Annotated in this window: 25 protein-coding genes; 14 read left to right on the forward strand and 11 right to left on the reverse strand. The window is 67.6% G+C overall.

Annotated elements, in window-relative coordinates:
• Positions 1–75 precede the first annotated feature (75 nt).
• The 3 genes from F7O44_RS22010 to F7O44_RS22020 form a co-directional block, all read right to left on the reverse strand.
• Entirely contained in the window at positions 76–426 is a 351-nt protein-coding gene (locus F7O44_RS22010; RefSeq protein ID WP_162452431.1) for a hypothetical protein, read from the reverse strand.
• Between the two features lie 161 nt (positions 427–587).
• Positions 588–2,201, reverse strand: coding sequence for a leucyl aminopeptidase family protein (locus F7O44_RS22015; RefSeq protein WP_162452432.1), 1,614 nt, complete (start codon positions 2,199–2,201; stop codon positions 588–590).
• Between the two features lie 96 nt (positions 2,202–2,297).
• Positions 2,298–2,465 (reverse strand): DUF3117 domain-containing protein, encoded by a 168-nt coding sequence (locus F7O44_RS22020; RefSeq protein WP_162452433.1) that lies wholly within the window; start codon positions 2,463–2,465, stop codon positions 2,298–2,300.
• Positions 2,466–2,684: 219 nt separating this feature from the next.
• On the opposite strand from F7O44_RS22020, the gene F7O44_RS22025 reads away from it, so the two are divergent.
• Complete coding sequence (locus F7O44_RS22025) at positions 2,685–3,473, forward strand: enoyl-CoA hydratase-related protein (protein WP_162452434.1); 789 nt, start codon at positions 2,685–2,687, stop codon at positions 3,471–3,473.
• Positions 3,474–3,480: 7 nt separating this feature from the next.
• A complete protein-coding gene (locus tag F7O44_RS22030) occupies positions 3,481–4,080 on the forward strand; it encodes a DNA-3-methyladenine glycosylase I (protein ID WP_425501414.1) in 600 nt (199 codons plus the stop codon).
• A gap of 5 nt (positions 4,081–4,085) precedes the next feature.
• On the opposite strand, the gene F7O44_RS22035 is transcribed toward F7O44_RS22030, so the two are convergent.
• Positions 4,086–4,421 (reverse strand): DivIVA domain-containing protein, encoded by a 336-nt coding sequence (locus F7O44_RS22035; RefSeq protein ID WP_162452435.1) that lies wholly within the window; start codon positions 4,419–4,421, stop codon positions 4,086–4,088.
• Positions 4,422–4,686: 265 nt separating this feature from the next.
• Between F7O44_RS22035 and folP the strand changes: the two genes are divergently transcribed.
• Genes folP through F7O44_RS22050 form a run of 3 tightly spaced genes read left to right on the forward strand, consistent with a single transcriptional unit; the run spans position 4,687 to position 7,351 of the window.
• A complete protein-coding gene (gene folP / locus F7O44_RS22040) occupies positions 4,687–5,499 on the forward strand; it encodes a dihydropteroate synthase (protein WP_162452567.1) in 813 nt (270 codons plus the stop codon).
• Positions 5,499–6,239: a pyrimidine reductase family protein gene (locus F7O44_RS22045; protein ID WP_162452436.1), complete on the forward strand. Its 741-nt coding sequence runs from the start codon at positions 5,499–5,501 to the stop codon at positions 6,237–6,239. The genes folP and F7O44_RS22045 overlap by 1 nt, the downstream gene beginning before the upstream one ends.
• Positions 6,240–6,292: 53 nt before the next feature.
• Positions 6,293–7,351 carry a methyltransferase domain-containing protein gene (locus F7O44_RS22050; RefSeq protein WP_162452437.1) on the forward strand — a complete coding sequence of 353 codons (1,059 nt, stop codon included), beginning with the start codon at positions 6,293–6,295 and terminating at the stop codon, positions 7,349–7,351.
• A gap of 24 nt (positions 7,352–7,375) precedes the next feature.
• Here the strand turns inward: F7O44_RS22050 and F7O44_RS22055 are convergent, their stop codons facing one another.
• A complete protein-coding gene (locus tag F7O44_RS22055; RefSeq protein WP_162452438.1) occupies positions 7,376–8,176 on the reverse strand; it encodes a TIGR00730 family Rossman fold protein in 801 nt (266 codons plus the stop codon).
• Between the two features lie 19 nt (positions 8,177–8,195).
• Complete coding sequence (gene dapE, locus F7O44_RS22060; RefSeq protein ID WP_162452439.1) at positions 8,196–9,266, reverse strand: succinyl-diaminopimelate desuccinylase; 1,071 nt, start codon at positions 9,264–9,266, stop codon at positions 8,196–8,198.
• Positions 9,267–9,332: 66 nt separating this feature from the next.
• Here dapE and F7O44_RS22065 point away from each other — a divergent pair, with 66 nt between their 5' ends.
• The 3 genes from F7O44_RS22065 (at position 9,333) to F7O44_RS22075 (ending at position 11,796) form a co-directional block, all read left to right on the forward strand.
• Positions 9,333–9,941 carry a hypothetical protein gene (locus F7O44_RS22065; RefSeq protein ID WP_162452440.1) on the forward strand — a complete coding sequence of 203 codons (609 nt, stop codon included), beginning with the start codon at positions 9,333–9,335 and terminating at the stop codon, positions 9,939–9,941.
• Positions 9,942–10,044: 103 nt separating this feature from the next.
• On the forward strand, positions 10,045–10,683 hold the full coding sequence (locus F7O44_RS22070; RefSeq protein ID WP_162452441.1) for an RNA polymerase sigma factor: 639 nt from the start codon (positions 10,045–10,047) through the stop codon (positions 10,681–10,683).
• A gap of 3 nt (positions 10,684–10,686) precedes the next feature.
• The gene (locus F7O44_RS22075; protein ID WP_162452442.1) at positions 10,687–11,796 is read left to right on the forward strand and encodes a hypothetical protein; all 1,110 of its coding nucleotides are present in this window, start codon (positions 10,687–10,689) and stop codon (positions 11,794–11,796) included.
• A 28-nt stretch (positions 11,797–11,824) separates the two neighbouring features.
• Here F7O44_RS22075 and F7O44_RS22080 read toward each other — a convergent pair whose 3' ends face one another.
• Positions 11,825–12,310 carry a MarR family transcriptional regulator gene (locus tag F7O44_RS22080; protein WP_162452443.1) on the reverse strand — a complete coding sequence of 162 codons (486 nt, stop codon included), beginning with the start codon at positions 12,308–12,310 and terminating at the stop codon, positions 11,825–11,827.
• A 3-nt stretch (positions 12,311–12,313) separates the two neighbouring features.
• Here F7O44_RS22080 and F7O44_RS22085 point away from each other — a divergent pair, with 3 nt between their 5' ends.
• The gene (locus F7O44_RS22085; protein WP_222851590.1) at positions 12,314–12,751 is read left to right on the forward strand and encodes a hypothetical protein; all 438 of its coding nucleotides are present in this window, start codon (positions 12,314–12,316) and stop codon (positions 12,749–12,751) included.
• A 17-nt stretch (positions 12,752–12,768) separates the two neighbouring features.
• Here the strand turns inward: F7O44_RS22085 and F7O44_RS22090 are convergent, their stop codons facing one another.
• Positions 12,769–13,398, reverse strand: a complete 630-nt coding sequence (locus tag F7O44_RS22090; protein ID WP_162452444.1) for a peptidase inhibitor family I36 protein — start codon at positions 13,396–13,398, stop codon at positions 12,769–12,771.
• Between the two features lie 130 nt (positions 13,399–13,528).
• Here F7O44_RS22090 and dapD point away from each other — a divergent pair, with 130 nt between their 5' ends.
• From dapD to F7O44_RS29475, 4 genes are read left to right on the forward strand one after another with little or no spacing between them, the layout of a single operon-like run.
• On the forward strand, positions 13,529–14,458 hold the full coding sequence (gene dapD / locus F7O44_RS22095; RefSeq protein ID WP_162452445.1) for a 2,3,4,5-tetrahydropyridine-2,6-dicarboxylate N-succinyltransferase: 930 nt from the start codon (positions 13,529–13,531) through the stop codon (positions 14,456–14,458).
• Positions 14,459–14,476: 18 nt separating this feature from the next.
• Positions 14,477–15,466 carry a VldE C-terminal domain-containing protein gene (locus F7O44_RS31300; protein WP_222851591.1) on the forward strand — a complete coding sequence of 330 codons (990 nt, stop codon included), beginning with the start codon at positions 14,477–14,479 and terminating at the stop codon, positions 15,464–15,466.
• A gap of 2 nt (positions 15,467–15,468) precedes the next feature.
• Complete coding sequence (locus F7O44_RS22105; protein ID WP_162452446.1) at positions 15,469–16,236, forward strand: alpha/beta fold hydrolase; 768 nt, start codon at positions 15,469–15,471, stop codon at positions 16,234–16,236.
• Positions 16,233–17,846 carry a hypothetical protein gene (locus tag F7O44_RS29475; RefSeq protein ID WP_162452447.1) on the forward strand — a complete coding sequence of 538 codons (1,614 nt, stop codon included), beginning with the start codon at positions 16,233–16,235 and terminating at the stop codon, positions 17,844–17,846. The genes F7O44_RS22105 and F7O44_RS29475 overlap by 4 nt, the downstream gene beginning before the upstream one ends.
• Positions 17,847–17,966: 120 nt before the next feature.
• On the opposite strand, the gene dapC is transcribed toward F7O44_RS29475, so the two are convergent.
• Together dapC and fdxA are read right to left on the reverse strand one after the other, a co-directional pair.
• The gene (gene dapC / locus F7O44_RS22115) at positions 17,967–19,061 is read right to left on the reverse strand and encodes a succinyldiaminopimelate transaminase (protein WP_162452570.1); all 1,095 of its coding nucleotides are present in this window, start codon (positions 19,059–19,061) and stop codon (positions 17,967–17,969) included.
• A 35-nt stretch (positions 19,062–19,096) separates the two neighbouring features.
• A complete protein-coding gene (gene fdxA / locus F7O44_RS22120; RefSeq protein ID WP_162452448.1) occupies positions 19,097–19,426 on the reverse strand; it encodes a ferredoxin in 330 nt (109 codons plus the stop codon).
• Between the two features lie 97 nt (positions 19,427–19,523).
• Between fdxA and F7O44_RS22125 the strand changes: the two genes are divergently transcribed.
• Positions 19,524–20,525 (forward strand): N-acetylglutamate synthase, CG3035 family, encoded by a 1,002-nt coding sequence (locus F7O44_RS22125; protein ID WP_162452449.1) that lies wholly within the window; start codon positions 19,524–19,526, stop codon positions 20,523–20,525.
• 206 nt (positions 20,526–20,731) lie between these two features.
• On the opposite strand, the gene F7O44_RS22130 is transcribed toward F7O44_RS22125, so the two are convergent.
• A complete protein-coding gene (locus F7O44_RS22130) occupies positions 20,732–23,059 on the reverse strand; it encodes a VanW family protein (RefSeq protein ID WP_162452450.1) in 2,328 nt (775 codons plus the stop codon).
• Between the last annotated feature and the right edge of the window lie 34 nt (positions 23,060–23,093).

The raw sequence follows: 23,093 nt of genomic DNA on the forward strand, positions 1-23,093 counted from the left end.
TGGTGGGTTTTCTCGTGCGTCACGATGCCTGCAGGCCTCTTGACGCAGGAGAAGTCCTGGGCATGTCCACCAGCCTCAGCCGGCCGGCGCCGGTCCGGGCCCCGCCGCGAACCCGGCCCCGCCCTCAGCTACAGCGACGACGTCGAACGATTCCTGCAGAATGGGCGCTGAGCCAATGATCTTCGACCCTGGCGAACCCGCGGCCTTCCCGGCGAAGTCAGCTGCGAACTCGTCCCGCGCTTGTGCCGTAGCGAACACGTACGTGCCCTCGAACCATTCGCCCGGCCGGGTACGCCAGGTCTTGAACCTCAACCCGGGCATGCCGGTGAAACGGTCCAGAGAGGTGCCGTGAACATACTCGCGCAGTTCGTCATCGACGCCGGCCGGCGCGTCGGCCAGGGACCAGCGCACGGTCAATCCATACATGAAATCAGCTCCATCCGAGTGCTCAATTGGGACAGCTACCTGGTCATCGACACGACGTCGTCGTTCCGTCGGCATCCAATGCCGACGTACCTCACCAGGAGTGCTCGCGCGTCAAAAGGCCTGCAGGCATGGTGACGCACGAGAAAACCCACCAAACATGATCATTTAGCCGGGTGGGATTCGAGCCAGGTCAGCAAGGCGCGGACGCCGAATGCGGTGCCGCCCTTCACCAGCTCGGCCCGGTTCTTATCCGCCCGGCCGACACCGGCGATGTCCAGATGTGCCCAGGGCACGTCTTTGGCAAAGCGCTCCAGGAAGAGCGCGCCGATGATGGAGCCGCCGCCCATCTTCGCCGTATCGATGTGCCCGATGTCGGCGACCTCCGACTTCAGCGCCTGCCGGTAATCGTCGACCAGCGGCAGCCGCCACATCCGTTCACCTGACTCCTCACCGGCCCGGAGCAGGTCGTCGGCAAGGGTGTCGTCGGTGGAGTACAGCGCCGCGTGTGACCGGCCGAGTGCCGTCGCCGCGGCGCCGGTGAGGGTGGCGACGTCGACGACGACGGACGGTTCGAGTTCGGCCACGGCGTAGGCGATCGCATCCGCCAGCACCAGACGGCCCTCGGCGTCGGTGTTGAGCACCTCCACGGTGGTGCCGTCGTACTGCATGATCACGTCGCTGGGACGCTGGGCAGAACGTCCGGGCATGTTCTCGGCCGCGGCGACCAGCCCGGTGACCCGGACCGCCACGCCGAGTTCGCGCACCGCGGAGAGCACACCCATCACCACCGCGGCACCGGACATGTCAGTCTTCATGGTGGCCATCGGATCGGACTTCTTCAGGGACAATCCGCCGGAGTCGAACGTGATCCCCTTGCCGGCCAGCACCACATGCGGCACGTCAGCCGGTGCGCCAGGTGGCTCATAGCGCAGGGCGATCAGCCGCGGCGGCCGGGAGGAGCCCATGCCGACGGCTACCAGACCACCGAAACCTTCGGCGGCCAGCTTCTTCTCGTCCCGGACGTACACATCCATGCCATGGGCATGGCCGATCTCCTCGGCACGCTCAGCCAGCCAGGCCGGGTCTTTCACGTTGGACGGCATATGCACCAGCTCGCGTGCGTACCAGCTGGCAGATGCCACGGTGGTGGCCTTGCGGACCGTTTCGGACGCTGGTTCGCCGAGCCCCGCCAGCACGAGTGTGATCAGTGGCGGCTTGCCCGGTTTGCTGCGAAAGGTACCGAGGCTGAACGTCGCCAGTACGACGCCTTCGACGAATGCCCGCACGCATGAGTCGTCCTCAGCGCCGGCCGCGACCGTGGTGGACAGGCGGTTCACGCCACGGACCGCGCGGGCCAGCGCGGCCCCGGCCTTGCGATACGACGCCGGGGATCCGTCCCCCAGTCCGACCAGCAGCACCCGGGTCACGTCTGTCTCGCCGTCGGCGCTGCTCGCTCCCCGACCTTCATCAAAGATGGGTATGGACACGATCTCGCCGGCCCTGCCCGATGCGTTCTCACGCTCCATCAGCCACAGGGGATCGAGCCCGAGCGCGTCGACAAGCTCGGCCCCGCCCGGTCCGATCCACGGGCCGGAACCGCCAGCGCCGTCATCGGGATCCGCGCCCGAGGCAGGTGCCTGGACCGCCTCGGCAGCGGTATCAGCGGGCCAGACGGGTACCGCCACAACCTCCGCGGCAACGTCGAGGAGCCCTTCCGCAGCCACTTCGACCGCAGTGGGCCGCACGGGATTCTCGTCCAGCACAATGCCTCCCATAAAGGGCACAGTACGGCCCCGTCCGGTGTGAGTCACACCGGACGGGGCGCGTGGAATTGTCTATGTCATCGGGTGCGACCGCATCCAGGCCTGGTCCTACCCGGTGACGTCCTTCAGCGCATCGCTGAGCGCGTGAGCCTCGTCGAGCGAGATCTCGACGACGAGACGACCTCCGCCCTCTAGAGGTACACGCATGACTATGCCGCGCCCCTCCTTCGTGACCTCGAGCGGCCCGTCGCCAGTCCGCGGCTTCATCGCCGCCATCCGCGCACTCCTTCCTGTCAGGCGTGCACGACATCTCCTTTTCTGTCAGGAGACGAGACACGTGCACGTCACGATCACAGTCATTATCCCGCATCAACTCCGATGCGGGGAGACCGCGGTCAACTCTAGGAGAACAACACCAGGCAGGATGGGAAGTGATCGAACTACGAGGGCGGCACGAAACAGGCCCGAGCGGGCCTCGACGAGAGGAGCCATGCCGTGACCGATCCGGTGAGCCATGAGATCGACGAGGACGTCGCCACCATCACCTTCAATCGGCCCGACGCCATGAACAGCCTCGATACGGCCACCAAGGTCGCGCTGCGCGACCACGTCCGGCGTGCCGCGGACGACCCCGGAGTGCGCGCCGTTGTGCTCGCCGGCTCCGGCCGTGCCTTCTGCGTGGGACAAGACCTTGTCGAACATGCCGGCGAACTGCGCGAGGGCGGCTCCGGTCTCGGCGACACCGTGCGGGAGCACTACAACGCGACGGTACGCACACTCATGAGCATGCCCAAACCGGTGATCGCCGCCGTCAACGGGGTCGCCGCTGGTGCCGGTGCCTCGTATGCGTTCGCGTGTGACCTTCGGATCGTCGCCGATACCGCCGGATTCAACCTGGCCTTCGCCGGTATCGGACTCTCGTGTGACACGGGTTCGTCGTGGACGCTACCCCGGCTGGTGGGCTGGGCGAAGGCACACGAACTCCTCCTTCTCCCCCGTACCGTGAAGGCCGACGAGGCGCAAGCGATCGGCCTGGCCACCGAGGTGGTGGCCGCCGACGAGGTCCTGAGCCGGGCACAGGAGCTGGCTGTCCAGCTCGCGGCCGGGCCGACGGTGGCGTATGCGGCGCTGCGGCGGGCCCTGAACCGTTCGGCCACCCACACGCTGGATGAGTCCCTCGAGTACGAGGCCGAGATGATGCAGCTCACCGGAGAGACACACGATCACCGCAACGCCGTCGAAGCGTTCCTGGCCAAGCAGAAGCCGACCTTCGACGGACGATGAGACGACGGTGAGCGTGGAAAACGAGGCCAGGCCCGGGCCCGACGGCAAACTGCGCTGCCCGTGGGCGTTGAGCACACCGGACTACATCGCCTATCACGACGACGAATGGGGCCGCCCGGTCCACGGCGACTCCGCGCTGTATGAGCGGCTCACTCTCGAAGGATTCCAGTCAGGGTTGTCGTGGCTGACCATTCTGCGCAAGCGGTCCGGATTCCGGCGCGCATTCGCCGGATTCGATCCCGCCGAGGTGGCCCGGTTCGACGAGGCCGACGTCGAGCGGCTCCTGGCCGACACCTCGATAGTGCGCAACCGCGCCAAGATCCACGCGGCGGTGACCAATGCCCGGGCGTTGCTCCGGTTGCAGGCCTCCGATGGCGGCGACGCCCTGCACCACCTGGTGTGGTCGTTCGCGCCCGAGCCGGACGGGCGCCCGGCACCACGCACGCTGGCCGACGTGCCCGCTATCACCCCGGAGTCCACGGCACTGGCCAAAGCCCTCAAAAAGCGTGGCTTCGTGTTCGTCGGGCCCACTACCGCCTATGCCACCATGCAGGCCGCGGGCCTGGTCAACGATCACCTGGCCGACTGCGTCGCGCGTGGCGGCTGAACCCCTCAGCCGTCCTCGTCCCACACCGGCCGCGGACGGCGCACCATCTCCGGCGCACCCCAGCGTCGCACCGTATCCTCGAGTTCGGCGATGCGCGCGTCGCGCTCGGCGAGTTCGGCCCGGACCCGGGCCAGCACGTCGTCCACCTGGTTCATCCGGTAGCCCCGAGCCACCACGGCAAAGCGCAGGCCGGCCAGGTCGTCAGCGGTGAGCGGCTGCTCGCCGAGCTCCGGTCCGACAACGACGGGTGGCTCGTCCTCCAGCAGTTGGCCACGGCCCAGGGTGAGCGCGACCACCATGAACACCACGGCGGCAATCAGCACGGCGAAGAGGACGTACATGAGGCAGATCGTGCCACGTGCGCATCAGAGAACATGCCAGGGGTGGTCGCCCGCACCCGGGCCGAGGCCGGTGGCATGCGCTGGGCTCGCATCCGGTGTCGTGGTTCAGCTGCGGGTTCGCATCCGTTCGGTATCTTGAGGACGATGGTCCTCGGGGCCGTCGTCAACGCCGATGTGAAGGGTGGCACGTGTGAATTCAGTAGCGTCCGGGCGCGTCGACCTCGTGTTCCGTGGCCGACACCTCGTCCGGGACCGGGCGTTGATCATGGCTATTGTCAACCGGACGCCCGACTCGTTCTACGATCACGGCGCCACGTTCGACGAGCAGCTGGCCCGCGAGGCGATCGCCCAGGCCGTCGCCGACGGCGCCGACGTCGTCGACATCGGCGGGGTCCCGGCCAGTCCGGGTCCGGAGGTCAGCGTCGACGAGGAGATCGGCCGGATCCTGCCGACTCTCGAATGGACCCGCGAGACTTACCCTGATCTGGTCATCAGTGTCGACACCTACCGTCACGAGGTCGCTGATCGCGCCTGCCGGGCCGGTGCGGATCTTCTCAACGACACGTGGGCGGCCGCCGATCCCGCCATGCTGGACGTCGCCGCGCAGTACGGAGCCGGCTACGTGTGCGCACACACCGACGGTTTGCCCCCCCGCACCGATCCGGTGCGGCCCGAGTACGACGACGTCGTGGCAGCGGTGGTGGAAGACACCGCAGCACTGGCGGAGAAGGCCGCGGCCCGCGGCGTGCCGCGAGAGGGCATCCTGATCGATCCCGCCATCGATTTCACGAAGCACACCCTGCACAGCCTGGCGGTACTGCGCCGGGTGGACTCGCTGGTCGAGACCGGTTGGCCAGTCCTGATCGCGATATCCAACAAGAACTTCGTCAGCGAGACGCTCGACGTGCCGCTCGACGATCGTGTTGTCGGGACCCTCGCGGCCACGGCGCTCGCGGCGCAGGCGGGGGCCTCGATGTTCCGCGCCCACCAGGTACGCGAGACCCGGCACACGGTAGAGATGGTGGCCAGCATCAATGGCACTCGGCCGCCGGCGCGACCCGAGCGGTGGCTGGACTGATGCACTACATCTGGCCTCTGACCGGCACCCGCGTCGTCGACGACCTCGAACTCGAGCAGCTCTACCGGTATCCGGCCGACCCGAAGTGGCTCGCGGTCAACTACGTGTCCAGCGCTGACGGCGCCGTCGAGATCGACGGCCGTTCCGCCGGCCTGTCCAATCCCGCGGATCGGCAGGTTTACCAGCTCGGTAGCGATCTCGCCGACGTGGTGCTTCTCGGCGCCGGCACCGCGACCATCGAGGTGTTCCGGGGTGTGCATCCGGACGAGAAGACCGCCGAGCGTCGGCGCCGCCACGGGCTGAGCGAGATCCCGCCGATCGCTGTGGTGACGACGGGCCGCTCCCTACCGCCCGACGCACCGGTGATCACCGAAGCGGCGGTGCCGACCCTAGTGCTGACGTGTTCCGCCGCACCGAAGTCGATTCGCGACGCGTGGACCGCGGCCGGCGCCGAGGTGGTCGTAGCCGGAACCGACACGGTGGACGTGGCCGGCGCCGTCGACCATCTGGTGAAGCGCGGGCTCGGCCGCATCGACTGCGAAGGCGGCCCGCGTCTGTTCGGCTCACTGCTGGCCGCCGGGATGGTGGACGAGCTACGACTGACCGTCTCCCCGCTTCTGGTATCCGGCGCTGCCGACCGGATCGCTGTCGGTGCCGGAATCGAACCAGCGGCGTTGGAACTCACGTCGCTGCTCGCAGAGGGAAACACCCTGTTGCTACGTTATCTGGTGAAACAGTGAGGCATCCTCGCTGTTCTCCCACTCCATCGCTGCGGCATTGAAAGGGTCCCCGTGTGACCAGAGACACGATTCGCTACCGCGAGGCGCGCGCACATTACCTGTCACCACGGCGACGTGATCCCGTCAAGACGCTGATGGAGGAGGTGGTGTCCCATCGTGTCTTCGCCGAGGCCGTCGATCACCTCCGGCTCCCGGCGGGGCAGGCACTGCGGGTTCTCGACCTCGGCTGCGGGCTCGGCGACGGCCTCGCGTTACTGACCCAGCCCCATGGCGACCTCACACCGGTGATCGCCGGGCGTCAGCTCGAATACACCGGGCTGGATGCCGATCCGGACATGGTGGAGACCGCTGCCACCCTGCACGACGTTCCGGGCACGACCTTCCGCGCCGGCGACATGCGCGACGACCTACCGCCCGGCGATATCGACCTGTATCTCTCCTGCGGTGTTCCGTACTCGCATCTGACGCCGGATGAAATGATCACCGTACTGAGCGCAATGATGACGCGGATCGTCGACGCCGGCCGTCGCGCCGTGATCGTCGTAGACGTCCTCGGGCGGTACTCCATCGAGTGGACCCCGAACTGGGACACCAGCCGGTGGAACTACGCGATGACGTTTCTCGAGGACACCAGCGAGCGTCTCGAACAACCGATGACGTTCTACGATCGGCCGGCCCTGAACTCGGCGATCGCCGAGGCGGCCCAGCGCGCGGCCGTGCCGCGCGTCGACGTGAGTTTCACCGATCGCTCCATCCTCGTGGGCCGGCATACCGCCACCCGGGCGTTCAACCCCTCGATTCCGCCCTACCGGACACTCGTCAACGACCTGGCCCGCGGATCGTCGACGGTTGCCCCCGCCGATCTCGCCTTCGATCCGCCGACGGTGGGAGCGCCCGACGAGATCCTCGGCTTCTTTCACGTGCTGGCCGCACGATGGAACAAGCTCCTCGAGGAGGCGGTTCCGGCCACGGGTGAGGTAGCCGGCGACGACCCAGCTGCCCTGGCCGCTGACCTGCTACAGGCCGAGATGGACGAACAGCGGGGCTTGGGAACCGGCCACTCACTGACGGCGACGGTGGTCGTCGACGCGACCGCGGGCTCAGCGCGCTAGCCTCCCGGACCGGGAGGGTGGGCTTTACTCGGCCGCTCCCGGGGTTCTCGCGACGGCCTCGCGTTCCTGGGCCCGGCGGGTCTCGCCCGCGCGGTTCAGCACGTCGAGCACCTCGTCGAGATCGTCGGTCAGGGTGACCAGCTCGAGATCGGCCGAGGAGATCTTCTTCTCGGCGGCCAGCGTCCCGCGTAGCCAATCCATGAGCCCGCTCCAGTACGACGTGCCGACCAGCACGATCGGGAAGGTGGTGACCTTGCCGGTCTGGACCAGGGTGAGCGACTCGAAGAGCTCGTCGAGCGTGCCGAACCCACCCGGGAACACGACGAAACCCTGGGCGTACTTGACGAACATGGTCTTTCGCGCGAAGAAGTAGCGGAAGTCGATACCGAGGTCGACGTACTCGTTGAGGCCTTGCTCGAAAGGCAGCTCGATTCCAAGACCGACCGACACGCCGCCGGCCTGACTCGCGCCTTTGTTGGCCGCTTCCATGATTCCCGGGCCGCCACCGGTGATCACCCCGAAGCCAGCGCCCACCAGCCGTTCGCCCAGCTCTACCGCCGACTGATAGAACGGGTCGTCCGTCGGCGTGCGAGCCGATCCGAAAACGCTGATCGCGGGGCCGAGCTCAGCGAGCGCGCTGAATCCTTCGACGAACTCGGACTGAATGCGCAACACGCGCCACGGATCAGTGTGTACCCAATCACCTGGTCCCCGGCTGTCGAGCAGCCGCTGATCAGTGGTGCCGGGCTGTACCTGGGCTCCGCGGAGCGTCACCGGACCGTGGTGCCGCTCGCCCGGCCGTTCTGGCTTTTCGTTGTGGTTCACGCCGCCAGATTAGCGGGGATCACCCGGCCAGCCACGCACGCATCCGTTCCTCGCACACCCGGATCTCTCTGAGATCGACCCGTTCGTCGTCGGCATGCGCGAGCAACGGGTCCCCGGGTCCGTAGTTGACCGCGGGAATCCCGAGCGCGGAGAAGCGGGCGACGTCGGTCCAGCCTTCTTTGGCTCGCACATCGCCGCCGACGGCCTCGACGAACGCGGCAGCCGCGGGCTCGCCGAGGCCCGGCCTGGCGGCGGGTGCGGTGTCGGCCAGCTTCAGCTCGAAGCCTTCGAACACCTCACTGACATGGGCCAGCGCCTGCTGTTCGGACTTGTCCGGTGCGAAGCGGTAGTTCACCGCCACCACACATCGGTCCGGTATGACATTGCCGGCGATGCCGCCTTCGATACCGACCGCGTTGAGGCCCTCGCGGTAGACCAGGCCGTCGACCTCGACCTCGGCGGGGACGTATGCCCGGAGCCGTTCGAGGACCGGCGCGACGTCGTGGATGGCATTGCTGCCCTTCCACCACCGGGCGCTGTGTGCAGCAGTGCCCCGGACGGTGACTTCAACGCGCAGGGTTCCGTTGCATCCGCCTTCGACCGCTGCCGCTGTGGGCTCCATCAGCACCGCGAAGTCGCCTCGAAGCAACTCAGGGCGGTTCCGGCTGATCCGGCCCAGGCCGTTGAGGTCCGCCGCCACCTCTTCGTTGTCGTAGAACACATAGGTGACGTCCCGGCGAGGCTCGGGGATATGGGCGGCCAGTCGCAACATGACGGCGACGCCGCCTTTCATGTCGACGGTGCCACGGCCCCACAAGAACTCGCCGTCACGGGTCACCGGAAGATTGCCCGCGACCGGCACGGTGTCGAGATGACCGGCGACTATGACCGCGCCGGCGTTGTGCGGGGCCGTCATGGTCCGGGCGAGCACGGTGTCGCCCTCGCGGTCGACCTCGAGGTGCGGGCACTCACGCAGCGCTCGCTCGACGGCATCGGCGAGCACTTGTTCGTCACCACTGACGGAGGCGATGTCACAGATCACCGCGGTCAGCTCGGAAACCGGGAGGTCCAGGTCCAATCGTGTGCTCACCCGGCCACCCTAAGCTCTGCCGCCGCTGACATTCACGCGGGAGCGGCGTTCTGGTTGACTACCGGAATGCGCCTTGATCCAGCACCAGTAACGCCCGAGGACGTCGAGCTTGCGGGCACAATTGTCATCGACGCACTGGCCGGCAGCGTTGAAGCCGATTGGTCTCTGTCCGCGGGCGGGCTCAGCTGGTCGTGCTGGGCCACGCTGGCGCACGTGTGCGATTGCCTGATCAGTTACACCGGCCAGCTCGCCGACCGGGCCGAGACGGACTACGTCCCTTTCGTGGTGCGGGTGAAGGAGTCGGCCTCGCCCGCGGGTCTGCTGCGGGTGGTGCGGGTCGCCGCCGGCTTGCTGGCGGCGGTCTGCCGCAGCACACCCGAGGATGTCCGCGCTTATCATCCCAGCGGGATGGCAGATCCCGAAGGCTTCGCCGCGATGGGTGTGGCCGAGCTTCTCGTCCACGGCAACGACGTCGCGCACGGCCTCGGGGTGTCATTCCACGTCGAGCCCGGCCTGGCCAGCAGAGTTCTCGCCCGGTTGTTCCCCCGCACCGCGATCGCCGACGACGACCCCTGGCAGGTCCTGCTGTGGGCGCACGGCCGGATCAGGCTGCCGGGCCGGGTTCAAGCCAACGGCTGGACGTGGACCGGAGCCCCCATCGGCGAACGCGACTGACGCGCCCGGCACTCACCTGACCAGCTGCGGAGTTCCTCACCCGAGGTCTGTCGGCTCCGCGTACGGCTGGCATCTGATAGGAAAGAATGGGACATTACTATCGATGAGTGTGGTCGAGCACGGGATGACCGCGCACGATCCCAGCGACGAGCAGCTGTGGACGCGTGCGCGTCTAGGCGATCCCGCCGCTTTCGGCGATCTGTTCACCCGGCACGCCGGCACCGTGTACTCATTCTGTTTCCGCCTCACAGCCAGCTGGCACACCGCCGAAGACCTCACCACCGTCGTGTTCCTGGAGGCGTGGCGCCGCCGGCATGAGCCCAACGGCAAGCCCGGGACTCTCGTACCCTGGCTGCTGGGCATCGCCTCACACGTGGCCCGGCACAGCACGCGAGCGGTACGCCGGCATCGCAAGCTTCTCGCCAAGCTGCCACCAGCGGTCATCGAAAGTGATCAAGGGGCCAGCCAGGCCGCACGCGCCGAGACCGAGAAGCAGATGAAAGAAATCCTGCAGGTCTTTCGGCGGTTGCCACACCGTGAGCAAGAAGTCCTGGCGCTGTGTGTCTGGGGCGAGCGCACCACCGCCGAGGCTGCCATCGCACTCGGCATTCCGGTGGGGACAGCCCGCTCCAGACTCGCCCGGGCGCACGAACATCTGCGCCGGCTGATGGAGAACTCTCACAACGGCCGGGCACATCCGCGACCGGCGGTATCCGCCAGGCCACCTAGGGAGGCAACGTAAGGCATGAGTTCGACGATGCTTCGGCTCAACTCGTTCGAGTCGCCGCCGGACGGCTTTCCTCCTGATCGTGAACACGCTGTGCGCCGCCTGCTCGAATCGGTGGTGCGTGAGACGCACGAGGCCGAACTCCGGGGAAACCGGAGCCGGCGGCCGCGGAAACGTCCCAGCCTCCCTGTCATTCGCCTGGGGCTGGCCACCGCCACCGCGGTCGTCCTGATGGTCGTGTCGTTGGGCCTGGCCGGGGTGTTGCGCCCGGATGCGGGCGTCGCACATGCCGCCACACCCACGCTGGTGGGCCACGAGACCAGCACCGGGGAACCCGCTGCCGACGTGCTCCGCGACCTCGCCGGGCGGGCGGCGGGCACGCCGTCCACGAGCGGTGACGACACGATCCGCACCGAACGCTGGTCTCTCGCGATCACCGCCGACGGCGGCAACGCCGCGGCCGGCGACGAGGGCGCGGGCGCCGATACCGAAGGCGCGGCCGGCCAAGAGGGCCCAGCCAGCCCGGCCACCACCACAGTGACCACCGCGATCATCCCGGTTCAGCGGGAGATGACCCGTCTCGACGACGGCAGCGTGTCGGTCCGCGAGGTCGGCGGTGAGCCGCAGTTCCCCAACGACGCGTACCGCCGGGCGTGGGACGACGAAGGCCGGCCCGGCCCGCACGGCGCGGTGCTCAGGGACGAGATCCTGCCGCCCGGGCAGTATCACCTGACCTATCCGGCGGACCTACCCACGGAGCCAGCACTGCTGCAGGAGACGCTCGCGACCGAGCAGCCCGACGCGCGACACGACACCGGCGCCTTGTTCCTCGCCATTCACCAGCTCCGCAATGAACAGGTTCCCAGCGGTGAGGTCCAAGCCGGACTGCTGGAACTGCTGGCCGAGCGGGCCGATGTCGTCACTCTGGGTCAGACCACGGACCGCGCCGGGCGCGAGGCCGTCGCGATCGCGACCAACAGCACCGACTCTGGCTGGCCGCTCCGGTTCATCCTGCTGATCGACCCGGACGACGGCCACATCCTCGGCTACGAACAGGTGCTCACCGGGGACGTCGCGCACGTCGATGTCGCTGCGCCCGCCGTCATCGACTACACGCTGTTCCACTGACCGATCCCCGCCGACCGGAGAGCTCGTGTCAGGCGCCGCGTAGGCGGCGGGCGCTTTCCCCGTTGGCTTCGGCCAGATCGTCGAGGAGTTCGGTCAGGGCCTCGATCTGTTCGGAGTCTCTCCCAGCCAGGGCGGCTGTGGCCGCCTCGGCCACCGGTTCCCAGATCTCGCGGCGCCTGCGGCGGTGGCGGTCGGAGGTGGCGATCGTGCGGGCGCGTCGGTCGGGGCCCTCGGTGCGGGTGATGTAACCGGCTCGTTCGAGCCGGTCGAGGATCTTGGTGATGGCGGCGGGGCTCAAGCCGCTGGTTTCGGCGAGTGAACTGGGCCGGGTCGGGCCCTCGCGTTCGAGGATCTCCAGACAGCGCAGGTCGTTACGGTTGATGCCGTATTGCTCGGCGGCGGCGTCGAACAGCGCCTCGGTAGCCGCGTGCAGGCGGCGGGTCGCCCGTAGCGCGGCCTCCTCGGCTCGCGTCCGGCCGTTCGACCCACTTGTTTCACGTCGCGTATTATTCACCCCGTGAATTATACTGCCGCTCAGATCGCCCCTGTCCGCCCGTGCCGCTGGGCCCTCGCAGGCGCGACCGCTTATGTCCTGTGGGGCATGCTCCACCTGGGCCTGGGGGTCTCCATGGTGGCCCGCGCGCTCAGCGGCGGCCTGCCGTCGGGCGAGCTGGAGTCCGAGAGCCTGATGTTCTTCGTGTGTGCTTCGGTGTTCGGCGCGCAGGCGATCGCGGTCGGACTGGTCCTCAACCGGGTGAACGACCGCTTCGGCTACTGGCTCAACCTGCTCACACTCGGCGTGATCGACACGGCGTTCGTGGCGTTCATGGTCGTTCCCGGCCACGTCGATCCGGTCGGCGGACTGTCAGGGCCGCTGGTCTGGGTAGCTGCTGCGGTCGCCTCCACGATCGCCCTGTCTCGCTCGTCGTCTGCGGCCCCGCACAATGAGACTTGATCATGGGACAACCTGCATCAGGTGTGTGAGCAGCGCCAGTAGCTCATCCGGTTGTTGTTGCTCGACCCGACGTATGAGCTCTGGCCCGGGTGCGGCTGGTGCCACAGCAGACTGCCACCGTTGCTGACATAGGTATAGATGATCTTCCGGCTGCCGGAGCGGTTGACCCAGGAGGATGTCTGGTTGTTGAAGCCCCAGCTCGATGCGTAGCCGGAGCAGGTGCTGGAGAACTGGTAACGCGTGCCGTCGTAGTTCGAGCTCGTGTAGAAGCAGTAGTAGGCCGATGGGCACGACGTGTAGACACCCATGGGCGAGAAGTCTGCCGAATTGGAGCCCTCCAGCCCCAGGTGCTCCACGACGTCGGTGCGCACGTTGCTGCCCAACCCCGAGGGCGCCCGTTTCTCACCAGGGTCCGGCCAGACCACGACCGTGGCGCCGTCATCCCATGCCATCGCGTTGTCCGATACCTGCACACCGCCCGGCTGGAGTTCGAGCAAGCCGGCCATCTCACTGGCCAGCGGCCCGGTCGGCTCGGCGTCGTCGGCCGATATAGCCGCCCCGGACATGAACGGTGCGACCAACAATGCGGCCGCACCAAAAGCTCCTGCTGTCATCCGTCGGGTACGCGAGCTGAGTCTCATACGCATTCCTACTCCCTCCGCCCAACCTTGGACGGCGTTTGCCTGACACAAGCGCCGACGTCGAAAAGGCCGGCCACCTTGGTACGCCGCTACCCACGGCAACGGTGGCGCCGCCTATCCGACTAGGCTGGGGTGTATGCCCGACGAACGTCTCGCCTGGGGTTTCGGACTCACAACCACAACCCATGACGGCACAATCCTGGATGTTTGGTACCCGTCGCCCGCTCTGGGCAAACCGCCTATGGGTTCCGATCCCCTCATCGACCTCCGGAGTCTCGAGGGGGACGACTCCGACCGCCGGGTCCGGCAGCGAGTTGTCCGCACCGCGATTGACCTGGACAAACCGCCGTCTGATGGCGCTGACGCATACCTGCGGCTGCATCTGCTGTCGCACCGGCTCGTCCGGCCGCGAGAACTGAACCTGGAAGGTCTTTTCGGGACGCTGGCGAACGTCGTGTGGACCAACCACGGTCCGTGCGCCGTCGAAGACTTCGAGACCGCCAGGCTGAACCTGCGGCGGCGTGGCGGCGTGACGGTGTACGGCGTCGACAAGTTCCCCCGCATGGTCGACTACGTGGTGCCGACCGGGGTTCGTATCGCTGATGCCGACCGCGTCCGTCTGGGCGCACATCTCGCACCCGGCACCACCGTGATGCACGAAGGCTTCGTCAATTTCAACGCCGGCACCCTCGGCGCGTCCATGGTCGAAGGCCGGATCTCCGCGGGAGTGGTGGTCGACGACGGTTCGGACATCGGCGGCGGAGCATCCATCATGGGCACCCTGTCCGGTGGAGGCACCGAGATGATCTCGATCGGCAAGGGGTGCCTGCTGGGCGCGAACGCCGGAGTGGGCATCTCGCTGGGCGACGGCTGCATCGTCGAGGCGGGCTGCTACATCACCGCGGGCACCAAGGTCAGCCTGCCGGACAGCCGGGTCGTCAAAGCGCGCGAGCTCAGCGGCCAGCAGGGCCTGCTGTACCGCCGAAACAGCGTCACGGGGACCATCGAGGCGCTTGCGCGCTCCGGAGACTGGGGCGGCCTGAACGCCGCGCTGCACGCGAACTAGGCCGCCGGGGACACTCACGTGCGCCGGACCGCCCGCCTCTTGCTGACCCTCACGGTGCTGACCGCGCTCGGTCTCGGCCTGGCCGCGTTGCTCATCTGGCGGCTCGACGGAACACCCGAGGTGTTCGGACCGCGTGAGAAGTGCGAGGCCATCGTCGGTGAACACCGGACCGAAGTAGATCTGCAGCAAGCCGAACACGCGGCCACGATCACGGCGATCGCGGTGGCGCGGGGACTACCCGCACGCGCGGCCACCATCGCGCTGGCGACGGCCTACCAGGAGTCCACGCTGTACAACATCGACTACGGCGACCGCGACTCCCTGGGCCTGTTCCAGCAGCGCCCGTCCCAAGGTTGGGGCACCGAGGAAGAGGTCCAGGACCCGCTGTACTCGACCGGCGCTTTCTACGACGCGCTAGTACGCGTCGACGGGTACCGCGAGATGGAGATCACCGTCGCCGCCCAAGAAGTTCAGCGCAGCGCTTTCCCGGACGCCTACGCCAAGCACGAGGACAATGCCAGGGCGCTCGCGTCGGCACTGACCGGGCACTCGCCGGCGTCTTTCCACTGTCAGTTCCGGATGGAGGCGTTCGACGAGCTCACGGTTCAGGAGATGGGCGACGACGGACTCACGCCGCGGGCGCGCGCCGTACATGACGGTCTCCGCGACGTGTTCGGCGAGCTCGACATGGGCGGCTTCGCTCCCGGAGGAGTGGACTCCGGCCACATCGACGGGTCGGCCCACTACGACGGCCGGGCCATCGACGTCATGCTCCGGCCACACGACGACACCGACGTGAACCGCCGCGGCTGGGCCATCGCCCACTGGGCGGTGGCCCATGCCCACCGGCTCGGCATCGCCACAGTCATCTACGACGACATGATCTGGACCGCCCGCCGCTCCGGCGAAGGCTGGCGAGCCTACGAGCATCCGTCCGGGAATACCGAGAACGTCACGCTCAGGCATCTCGACCATGTGCACATCGACGTCGTGGCAGGTTCTTCGTAACCATGCTGCCGCACACCGATTACGGCGGAGACGGACCCACGATCCTTGCCCTCCACGGCCATTTCGGCAGCGCCCGCACCTTCGCCGGTCTTGCTGCCGCGTTGCGTGGCCGAGCACGTGTGGTCGCCGTTGATCAGCGCGGGCATGGGCACGCACCACGCGGAGGACCATACACCCGCGAGGCCTACGTCGAGGACGTCGCCGGCTTCATCCGCTCCTCCGGGCTCACTCCGGCCATCGTTCTCGGGCATTCGATGGGCGGCGTGACGGCCTATCAGGTCGCCGCGTGGCATCCGGAACTCGTCCGTGCGCTGATCGTCGAGGAAGGCCCCGCCGTGGTGGAGCCACCGCTACTCGACACTCGTGGCTGGCCGCTCCGGGCCGCGACCCTGCGTGAGCTCGGCCGTGCGATCGAAGCCGAAGGAATCCCGGACGCGTCGTACTTCCTCGAGAGCGCGATCCGCTACCCGGACGGGTGGGGGCTCGCCTTCGATCCGGACGAGATGCTGCTATCCCAGGAGCTCCTACTGGGTGACCGCTGGCCGGACTGGATGTCGGTCGCGTGTCCCACGCTTCTGCTCCACGGCACCGGCAGCAACGTGCTCAGCACGGAACACGCACACGACATGATCAAGCGCCGGCCGCACACCCACTATCAGGAGTTCGGCGGCTGCGGGCACTGGATTCACGACGACGACCCCACGGGTATCGCCGCCGCGATCACCACGTTTCTGGCAGGTCTACGCTCGGATATTGTGGGTGAACGATGAGCCAGACACCGCCGCCGCCACCGCCGCCACCCGGACAGCCTTCTGCCGACGAGCACCCCGCCGCGCCGCACCAGCCCCGGCCCGGCGCCGGCCAGGCTGGCTGGAAAGTCGCCACCGCGTTGGCGGCCGGTTTGGGACTCCTTCTGTCCGGGACGGTCTATGTGCTCATGGACCGGCAGATCAGCAGTCTCGAAGACGACCTCGAGTCGGTCCGCGCGCAGCTCGCCGAAGCAGAGTCCAGCAGCAGCGATCCGCTCGGCGGCCTCGGGGACCTGCTCGGCGGCGACCTCGGCGATCTCGGAGACCTCTTCGGTGATCTGGACGGTCTCGGCGATCTGCTCGGCGGCGACCTCGGCGGCCTGGGCGACCTCCTAGGCGGAGACTTCGGTGACATCGACCCGATCCTCTTCGAATGCTTGTCACCCGGCGGCCTGGGGATGGACCTCGGTGGCGACGGCTCGATTCCGGACGCCGACATCGAGACACAGGTCCAGGCAGTACGCGACATTCTCGAAGAAGAGCGCGGACTCGCCGTTGACGGTGAGCTGTCCATCGAGTTCGTGACGGTCGAGGAAGTTCAGCGGCGCGCCGTCGAACTCACCGAGGCCGAACTCGACCGGGACCAAGCCGAACTCGACGGCAGGCTGCTGTCCACCATCGGCGCGCTCGAGCCCGGGATCGACCTCGCCCAGGCCCAGCTCGACGCTCTCGATGCGGGCGTCGGCGGCTTCTACAATCCGGACACCGGGGAGCTCGTCATAGGCTCCGAGGAGATGGACGGGCTCGGGGCGTACATCACCGCGCACGAGATGGTGCACGCTCTCGCCGACCAGATCTTCGGCTTGCCGGACACCGCGGAACTTGCCGAGACGGACGGCTCGGACGCCGCCTACGCCGCGTTGAACGCCATCGAAGGCGACGCCACACTTTACGGTCAGATGTTCATCTCCGAGCATCTGCCCATGACCGAACTCCTGGCGCTGGAAGCCGAGAGCGCGCAGTCGCAGGCGGCCCTGGACCAGATGCCGCACTTCGTCCGCCGCAACCTCGAGTTCCCGTACATCGAGGGCATGACCTTCACCTGCGATGTCTTCCTCGACGGCGGCTGGGACGCCGTCGACCACACCTACGTCGACCTTCCCGTCACCAGTGCGCAGATCCTCTTCCCGGACCGCTACCGAGCCGGTGAGGAAGCTGCCGGTGTGCGCATGCCCGACGCTCCCGGCGGCTGGAACCAGATCTACACCGACACTTTCGGCGCCGCCGATCTGCTGTTCCTTCTCGAAGCACCCGGCGGTGATCCGGCGGCCGCGCTCACCGACCCGAAGGAACTGGTCCGAGCCTGGGCCGGCGGCGAGGTCGCGATGTGGGACCGGGACGGCGACACCGCCGTGGCCCTGGCGCTCACCGAGCACACCGAGGGGCCGGACCTGTGCGGCACGGTGATCGACTACTACGCGGCCGCTTTCCCGGACAGCACCCGCTCCGACGACGGCGGCGATGCCGTGTTCAGCGGCGGCGACCAGACCGGCGTCATCGCCTGCGACGCCGGCACGATCACCCTCGGGATCGGCCCCGATGCCGAGACAGCCCGCGCCCTAACCCCCTGACCTGATGATCAGAAAGGTCCGGCAGGTGGAGTCTCTCCATGGTGCGGTCGGGCATCGGCGAGTGAGGTACGAACGAGCCGCGGGCGAGGAGAGACTCCACCTGCCGGGCGTACTAAGTGATCATCCAGCCAGGCGTTCGGCCGCGGCGGCGACTCGTTCGTCGGTGGCCGTCAGCGCCACCCGCACGTGCTCCCGCCCGCCGGGCCCGTAGAAGTCGCCCGGGGCTACCAGAATTCCCCGCTGGGACAGCCATTCAACCGTCTGCCAGCATGGCTCGCCGCGCGAAGCCCACAGGTAGAGCGACCCTTCGGAATGATCGATGCGGAACCCGGCCCACTCCAGCGCGTCCCGGAGAACGGCCCGGCGGCCACGGTAGCGCGCCAGTTGCTCGTCGACGTGGGAGTCGTCGTTCAACGCGGCCACCGTGGCAGCCTGGACGGGCGCCGGCATCATCATTCCGGCGTGTTTCCGCACGGCCAGCAGAGCCTTGATCACAACGGGATCCCCCGCCGCGAAACCTGCCCGGTAACCAGCGAGGTTGGACCGCTTGGACAGCGAATGCACGGCCACGATGCCTTCGAGCGAACCACCGTTGACGTCGGGATGGAGCACCGACACCGGCACAGCGTCCCATCCGAATTCGATGTAACACTCGTCGGCCGCGATCACTACACCGCGCTCACGCGCCCAGGTGACCATCTTGGCCAGATGCTCGGCGGGCAGGATCCGGCCGTGCGGGTTGGCGGGCGAGTTCAGCCAGAGCAGAGCAGGCCGCCCAGGTCCCAGCGCCACGGTGGAATCCGCCGCGACCGGCTCAGCCCCGGCCAGCCGGGCGCTGATGTCGTAGGTGGGATAAGCCAGCTCCGGGTGCACGACGACGTCGCCGGCCCCAAGCCCGAGGAGTGTCGGCATCCAGGCGATCAGTTCCTTGGACCCGATCGCGGGCAGAATGTTCGTCTCGGGATCGAGGGCTCCGATACCGAAGCGGCGCTCGAACCATGCCGCGACCGCCTCGCGAAGCGCCGGAGAACCGAGAGTGGTCGGGTATCCCGGCGCGTCAGCTGCCGTGGCTAGAGCATCACGGACCACCTGAGGCGTCGGATCAACCGGCGTACCGACAGATAGGTCGACCAGGCCACCGGCGTGGGCAGCTGCCCGTTCCCGATACGGAACCAATGCGTCCCACGGGAATGCGGGCAGGCTCACACCTCTCATTGTCGCCATGGGGATCGAGGCCGACGAGACGTCGGTCAGTGCTCCCCAGTCTCCTGCGGCGGCAAAGCGGCCACAAACGCGTGGTCTTTGTCGATGGCGCCGAGTTTGGCCGCACCACCCGGGGAACCGAGGTCGTCGAAGAACTCGACGTTGGCCTGGTAATAGTCCTTCCACTGTTCAGGAAGGTCATCTTCGTAGAAGATCGCTTCGACCGGGCAGACCGGTTCACACGCACCGCAGTCGACGCATTCGTCGGGGTGGATGTAAAGCATCCGCTCGCCCTCGTAGATGCAGTCGACCGGGCACTCCTCAACGCACCCCAGGTCTTTGAGATCCACGCACGGCTGCGCGATGACGTATGTCACGGCGGGTCTCCTCCAGACAGGTCGTGGCGCGATTTGAGCGCCGTTCAACCCCTAGTATCACGTTGCACCCCCACACCTATGCAACGAAGGTCAGCCTATGAGACAGCACCACCTGGAGGAGGGCCGGGCCCGCCTGCTGGGGCGGCGTGTCGTGGTGCGGTATCGCCTGCACAACGACACACATTCCGCGACCGACGTCCTCGGCATCCTCGAGACCTGGGCAGATGGCGTACTTCGAGTGCGCCGAGACCGCGCCGAGCCCGACGACACACCAGTGACCATTGCCGAGCCCGACGTCATCGCCATCAAGGCGATACCGGCCCGGCCGGTCACCAATCGCGACATCCGTGATCTCGAAGCCGCGGCCGCGCAGGGCTGGCAAGGGCTTGAGATTCATCACATCGAGGGCTGGATACTCCGAGCCGCCGGCGGATTCACCCGCCGGGCGAACTCCTGCTTGCCGCTCGGCGACCCGGGACAGCCTCTGGACGACGCCATCGCGGCCGTGGAGCAGTGGTACCGGGATCGTGCCCTCGCCCCTACCTTCCAGATCCCCGACCGGCTGGCTGGCGCCCTGGGGCATGCTCTCGACGCTCGTGGCTGGTCCCATGATGCCGACGTGATCGTCATGACCGCGCCGGTCGACGACGTTCGCCGCGGAACGAAGGCGGAACTGCCCGCGGTACGGGTCGATCCCCGCCCCGACGACGCCTGGCTCGGCAGCTACCACTACCGCGGCGGCGATCTCCCTCCCCATGGCATCGACGTACTCACCAATGCTGACACCGTGGGCTTCGCGTCAGTGGACGACGGCGGGCAACGAGTCGCCATCGCTCGGGGCGCCGTGACCGACGCGCCCAGCGGCCGCCGCTGGCTCGGCGTCACCGCCGTGGAGGTAGCGCCGCACGCACGCCGCCGTGGCCTCGGCAGTCATATCGTCGCCGGCTTGGCCGAATGGGCGGCCAACCACGACGCGTCAGACGCCTACCTTCAGGTCGAGGAGATCAACACCGTCGCCCAAGCCACCTACCGCAAGCTCGGTTTCGGCGACCACCACAGCTACCACTACCGCCAGAACGCCCACCACACGACAAGGTGACGGGCACCATGGAGGTCTGTGGTGGGCTGCCCCATTCAGGGTGCGGACGGGCATCGGCTACCTTGCTCCACCCCACCGAGAGCCGCAACGAGTGACGCGAGGGCTGTGGCGGGAGACCCCGTTCAGGGTGCGGACGGGCATCGGCGAGCGAGGTACGAGCGAGACGCGGGCGAGAATGGGCTCTCCCCCGCGGCCCTCACCACCGCCTAGTCGTCGTCGGGATCCGGGCCACACACCACCCGGTGGTTGGGGTTGTACGTCCACGGGTTTGCTTCGTCCTTCACCAGTTCACCGTCGAGGGTGCGCACCTGCCGGTAAGCCGTCACGGTGAAGCCTTGGCTGCCGCCCTGCGCGGAACAGTTGGAGCTTGTGTCGTAGATGGTTTGCGGCGAGGTGAAGTTGCTCCGCTCCGAGGTGGACAACTCGACGTCGTAGTACTCGGTGCTCCAGATCCGCACGGTGATACTGCCTTGGCCGCTTCCACCGCTGGCACTGAACCGCGTTTCGAGCAAGACACCATACGGGGTGTCGTTCTTGAAACGCAGGTCCTTCGATCCCCAGGCCACGGTTGCCTCGTGCCCGAGCGGGTACCGGTCGAAGTAGATCGAATGCGGCCAGTGCTCGACGTCCTCCAGTCCGGCCAGCGCCGCCGCATGGTAGGTGGTGGTGGCGACCTGGGACACTCCACCGCCCATCGCGTCTTCGAGGCGGCCCTGGTTGATGATGATGCCGGACGTGAAGCCGTTGGCTTCGGTGCGCTCCCCGACGGTCTCGTTCATGCTGAACTCGTCGCCGGGACGTAAGAACGTATTGTTGATCAACTCCGCGGCGCGGCCGATGTTGACGTCACGGTACTGCGCGCCCGGGAACTGAGTGGTGAACTCGGCCACGACCTCTTTGACGCCCAGCTCTTCGGCGTCCTGCGTGGTCAACTCCGGCTCCGTTTCGATCAGCTCGACCTCTGCCCTGCGGTCGGTGCCTTCCTCGGTCAGCGCCAGGAGCACCACGTCACCGAGCGAGTCGGTGTCTACCCCCTTGCCCACCTGCGCCGGCACAACCTCAGGAGCGCCGTTTCGGATACGGATAGTGGCGTCCTTGCCGTCCCGGCCGATCTGGGCGAGTTCGTCGCTGGCCAGATCCGCCAGCGCCGAGCCGTCGATCTCGGGCTGGAGCGTTCCGTTCTCGTTGGGAGACAGCGAGAGCACCTCCCCGATCATCTCGGTCGGCAGATCGACGCTCTCGTCACCCGCGACGATTGTCACGGGACCAGACATGGCCGGCTCGGCGAACTCCGCGACCGCGCGTTCGAGTTCCGCCTCGTCGACTTTGGGCTCGATCTTGTCGACCGGCACCGTCAGCTCGCCGATCGGCAACTCCCGGGCGTCACTGCCGAAGAAGGCGGCCGAGATCAACTCCACAGCGCCGTCGATGTCGAGTTCGGTACCGATGACCGGATCACTCGTGACGACCTCGCCGTCGTTGAACCCGACAGCGGCATTGACCGGGGATGTGTCGGCCTGCTCCGCGATCGCGTCCAGGGCGCCGCGCAACTCGTCTTCGTCCACCGCGGGCCTGGGCGTCACCTCGTCACCGCCGAACAACGCTTGCACCAGCGAGACAGGATTGGCACTGCCGCCGGGAACGGCGGCCAGGGTGCCTGGAATGTCGATGTCCAGGCCGGCTTCCGAGGGAACGATGTCGTACATCGATTCGGTGTCGCCGACATGTATATGGATTGGCTCGTCCACCACGGCCGGCAGTTCGGCTTCCAACCGCTCCCGCGCCTCGGTGGTGGTGAGCCCGCCGACCTCGATGCCCGCCACCGTCGCATTGCTGGCGAGCTTGTTGCCTGCGATGAGGTAGGTGACGCCGTACAGCACGCCAATCGTGACCACGACCGCGCCCGCGATGATCGCGGCCTTGCGACCACGTCCTGATGATCCAGCAGCCGTAGCGGGCTCTTCCGGCGGCGCGCCGGCAGGCGGCGTACCCGGCGGCTGTTGAGCGGGCGGCGGCGGCTTCGCTGACTGGGGCACAGCGAGTTCTTGCGTCGCGTCGGCATCTCCGGGCGTACCGGCGTCCTGAGTTGACGGTGCGGGCTTACTGATGTCCAGGGCGGCGATCCTCGTGGCCTGGCTCGGCGCTTCAGTACCGGAGTCCGCGGCCACAGCTTTGGTATCCGGTGCCTTACCGTTCGTGGGGGCGTCATCGGCAGCGGATCCAGCCGAGCCAGAGCCGGCCTTAGCCGCCTCGGCACCGCCCGCTACCGACCCCTCGGGCGTGCCGCCGTCGGCGGTGCCGTCCGGTGAGCTCTCAGCCCCGGCATTGTCTCCGGCCACATCCGCCGTACCGGCCTCGCCGGAGGACCCGACGTCTTCCGGTTCCGCTGCCGAGCCATCGGCCGCTGAGTCCGTGCCGCCAGCCGTCGCTGCGTTGCCGGAGAGCCCGGACGAAGCTTCCTCGGAGGAGTCGTGCGCTCCTTCGGTGACGCCCCGCGTGCTCGTGCTACTTTTGTCTTCGGACGAGTTAGTCAAAGGTACGTGTTTGTCGGTCACTAGGGCATATACC

The sequence above is a fragment of the Phytoactinopolyspora mesophila genome (genome assembly GCF_010122465.1).
Lineage (GTDB): Bacteria > Actinomycetota > Actinomycetes > Jiangellales > Jiangellaceae > Phytoactinopolyspora > Phytoactinopolyspora mesophila.

Bases quoted from the DNA above. Each gene is read 5' to 3' on its own strand.
- F7O44_RS22090 (WP_162452444.1), bottom strand. From the start codon at position 13,398: ATGCGTATGAGACTCAGCTCGCGTACCCGACGGATGACAGCAGGAGCT.
- F7O44_RS29475 (WP_162452447.1), top strand. From the start codon at position 16,233: ATGAGCCAGACACCGCCGCCGCCACCGCCGCCACCCGGACAGCCTTCT.
- F7O44_RS22075 (WP_162452442.1), top strand. From the start codon at position 10,687: ATGAGTTCGACGATGCTTCGGCTCAACTCGTTCGAGTCGCCGCCGGAC.
- F7O44_RS22065 (WP_162452440.1), top strand. From the start codon at position 9,333: ATGCGCCTTGATCCAGCACCAGTAACGCCCGAGGACGTCGAGCTTGCG.
- F7O44_RS22070 (WP_162452441.1), top strand. From the start codon at position 10,045: ATGAGTGTGGTCGAGCACGGGATGACCGCGCACGATCCCAGCGACGAG.
- F7O44_RS22015 (WP_162452432.1), bottom strand. From the start codon at position 2,201: ATGGGAGGCATTGTGCTGGACGAGAATCCCGTGCGGCCCACTGCGGTC.
- F7O44_RS22105 (WP_162452446.1), top strand. From the start codon at position 15,469: ATGCTGCCGCACACCGATTACGGCGGAGACGGACCCACGATCCTTGCC.
- F7O44_RS22125 (WP_162452449.1), top strand. From the start codon at position 19,524: ATGAGACAGCACCACCTGGAGGAGGGCCGGGCCCGCCTGCTGGGGCGG.
- F7O44_RS22010 (WP_162452431.1), bottom strand. From the start codon at position 426: ATGTATGGATTGACCGTGCGCTGGTCCCTGGCCGACGCGCCGGCCGGC.
- F7O44_RS22045 (WP_162452436.1), top strand. From the start codon at position 5,499: ATGCACTACATCTGGCCTCTGACCGGCACCCGCGTCGTCGACGACCTC.
- F7O44_RS22020 (WP_162452433.1), bottom strand. From the start codon at position 2,465: ATGGCGGCGATGAAGCCGCGGACTGGCGACGGGCCGCTCGAGGTCACG.
- dapC (WP_162452570.1), bottom strand. From the start codon at position 19,061: ATGAGAGGTGTGAGCCTGCCCGCATTCCCGTGGGACGCATTGGTTCCG.
- dapD (WP_162452445.1), top strand. From the start codon at position 13,529: ATGCCCGACGAACGTCTCGCCTGGGGTTTCGGACTCACAACCACAACC.
- F7O44_RS22035 (WP_162452435.1), bottom strand. From the start codon at position 4,421: ATGTACGTCCTCTTCGCCGTGCTGATTGCCGCCGTGGTGTTCATGGTG.
- folP (WP_162452567.1), top strand. From the start codon at position 4,687: ATGGCTATTGTCAACCGGACGCCCGACTCGTTCTACGATCACGGCGCC.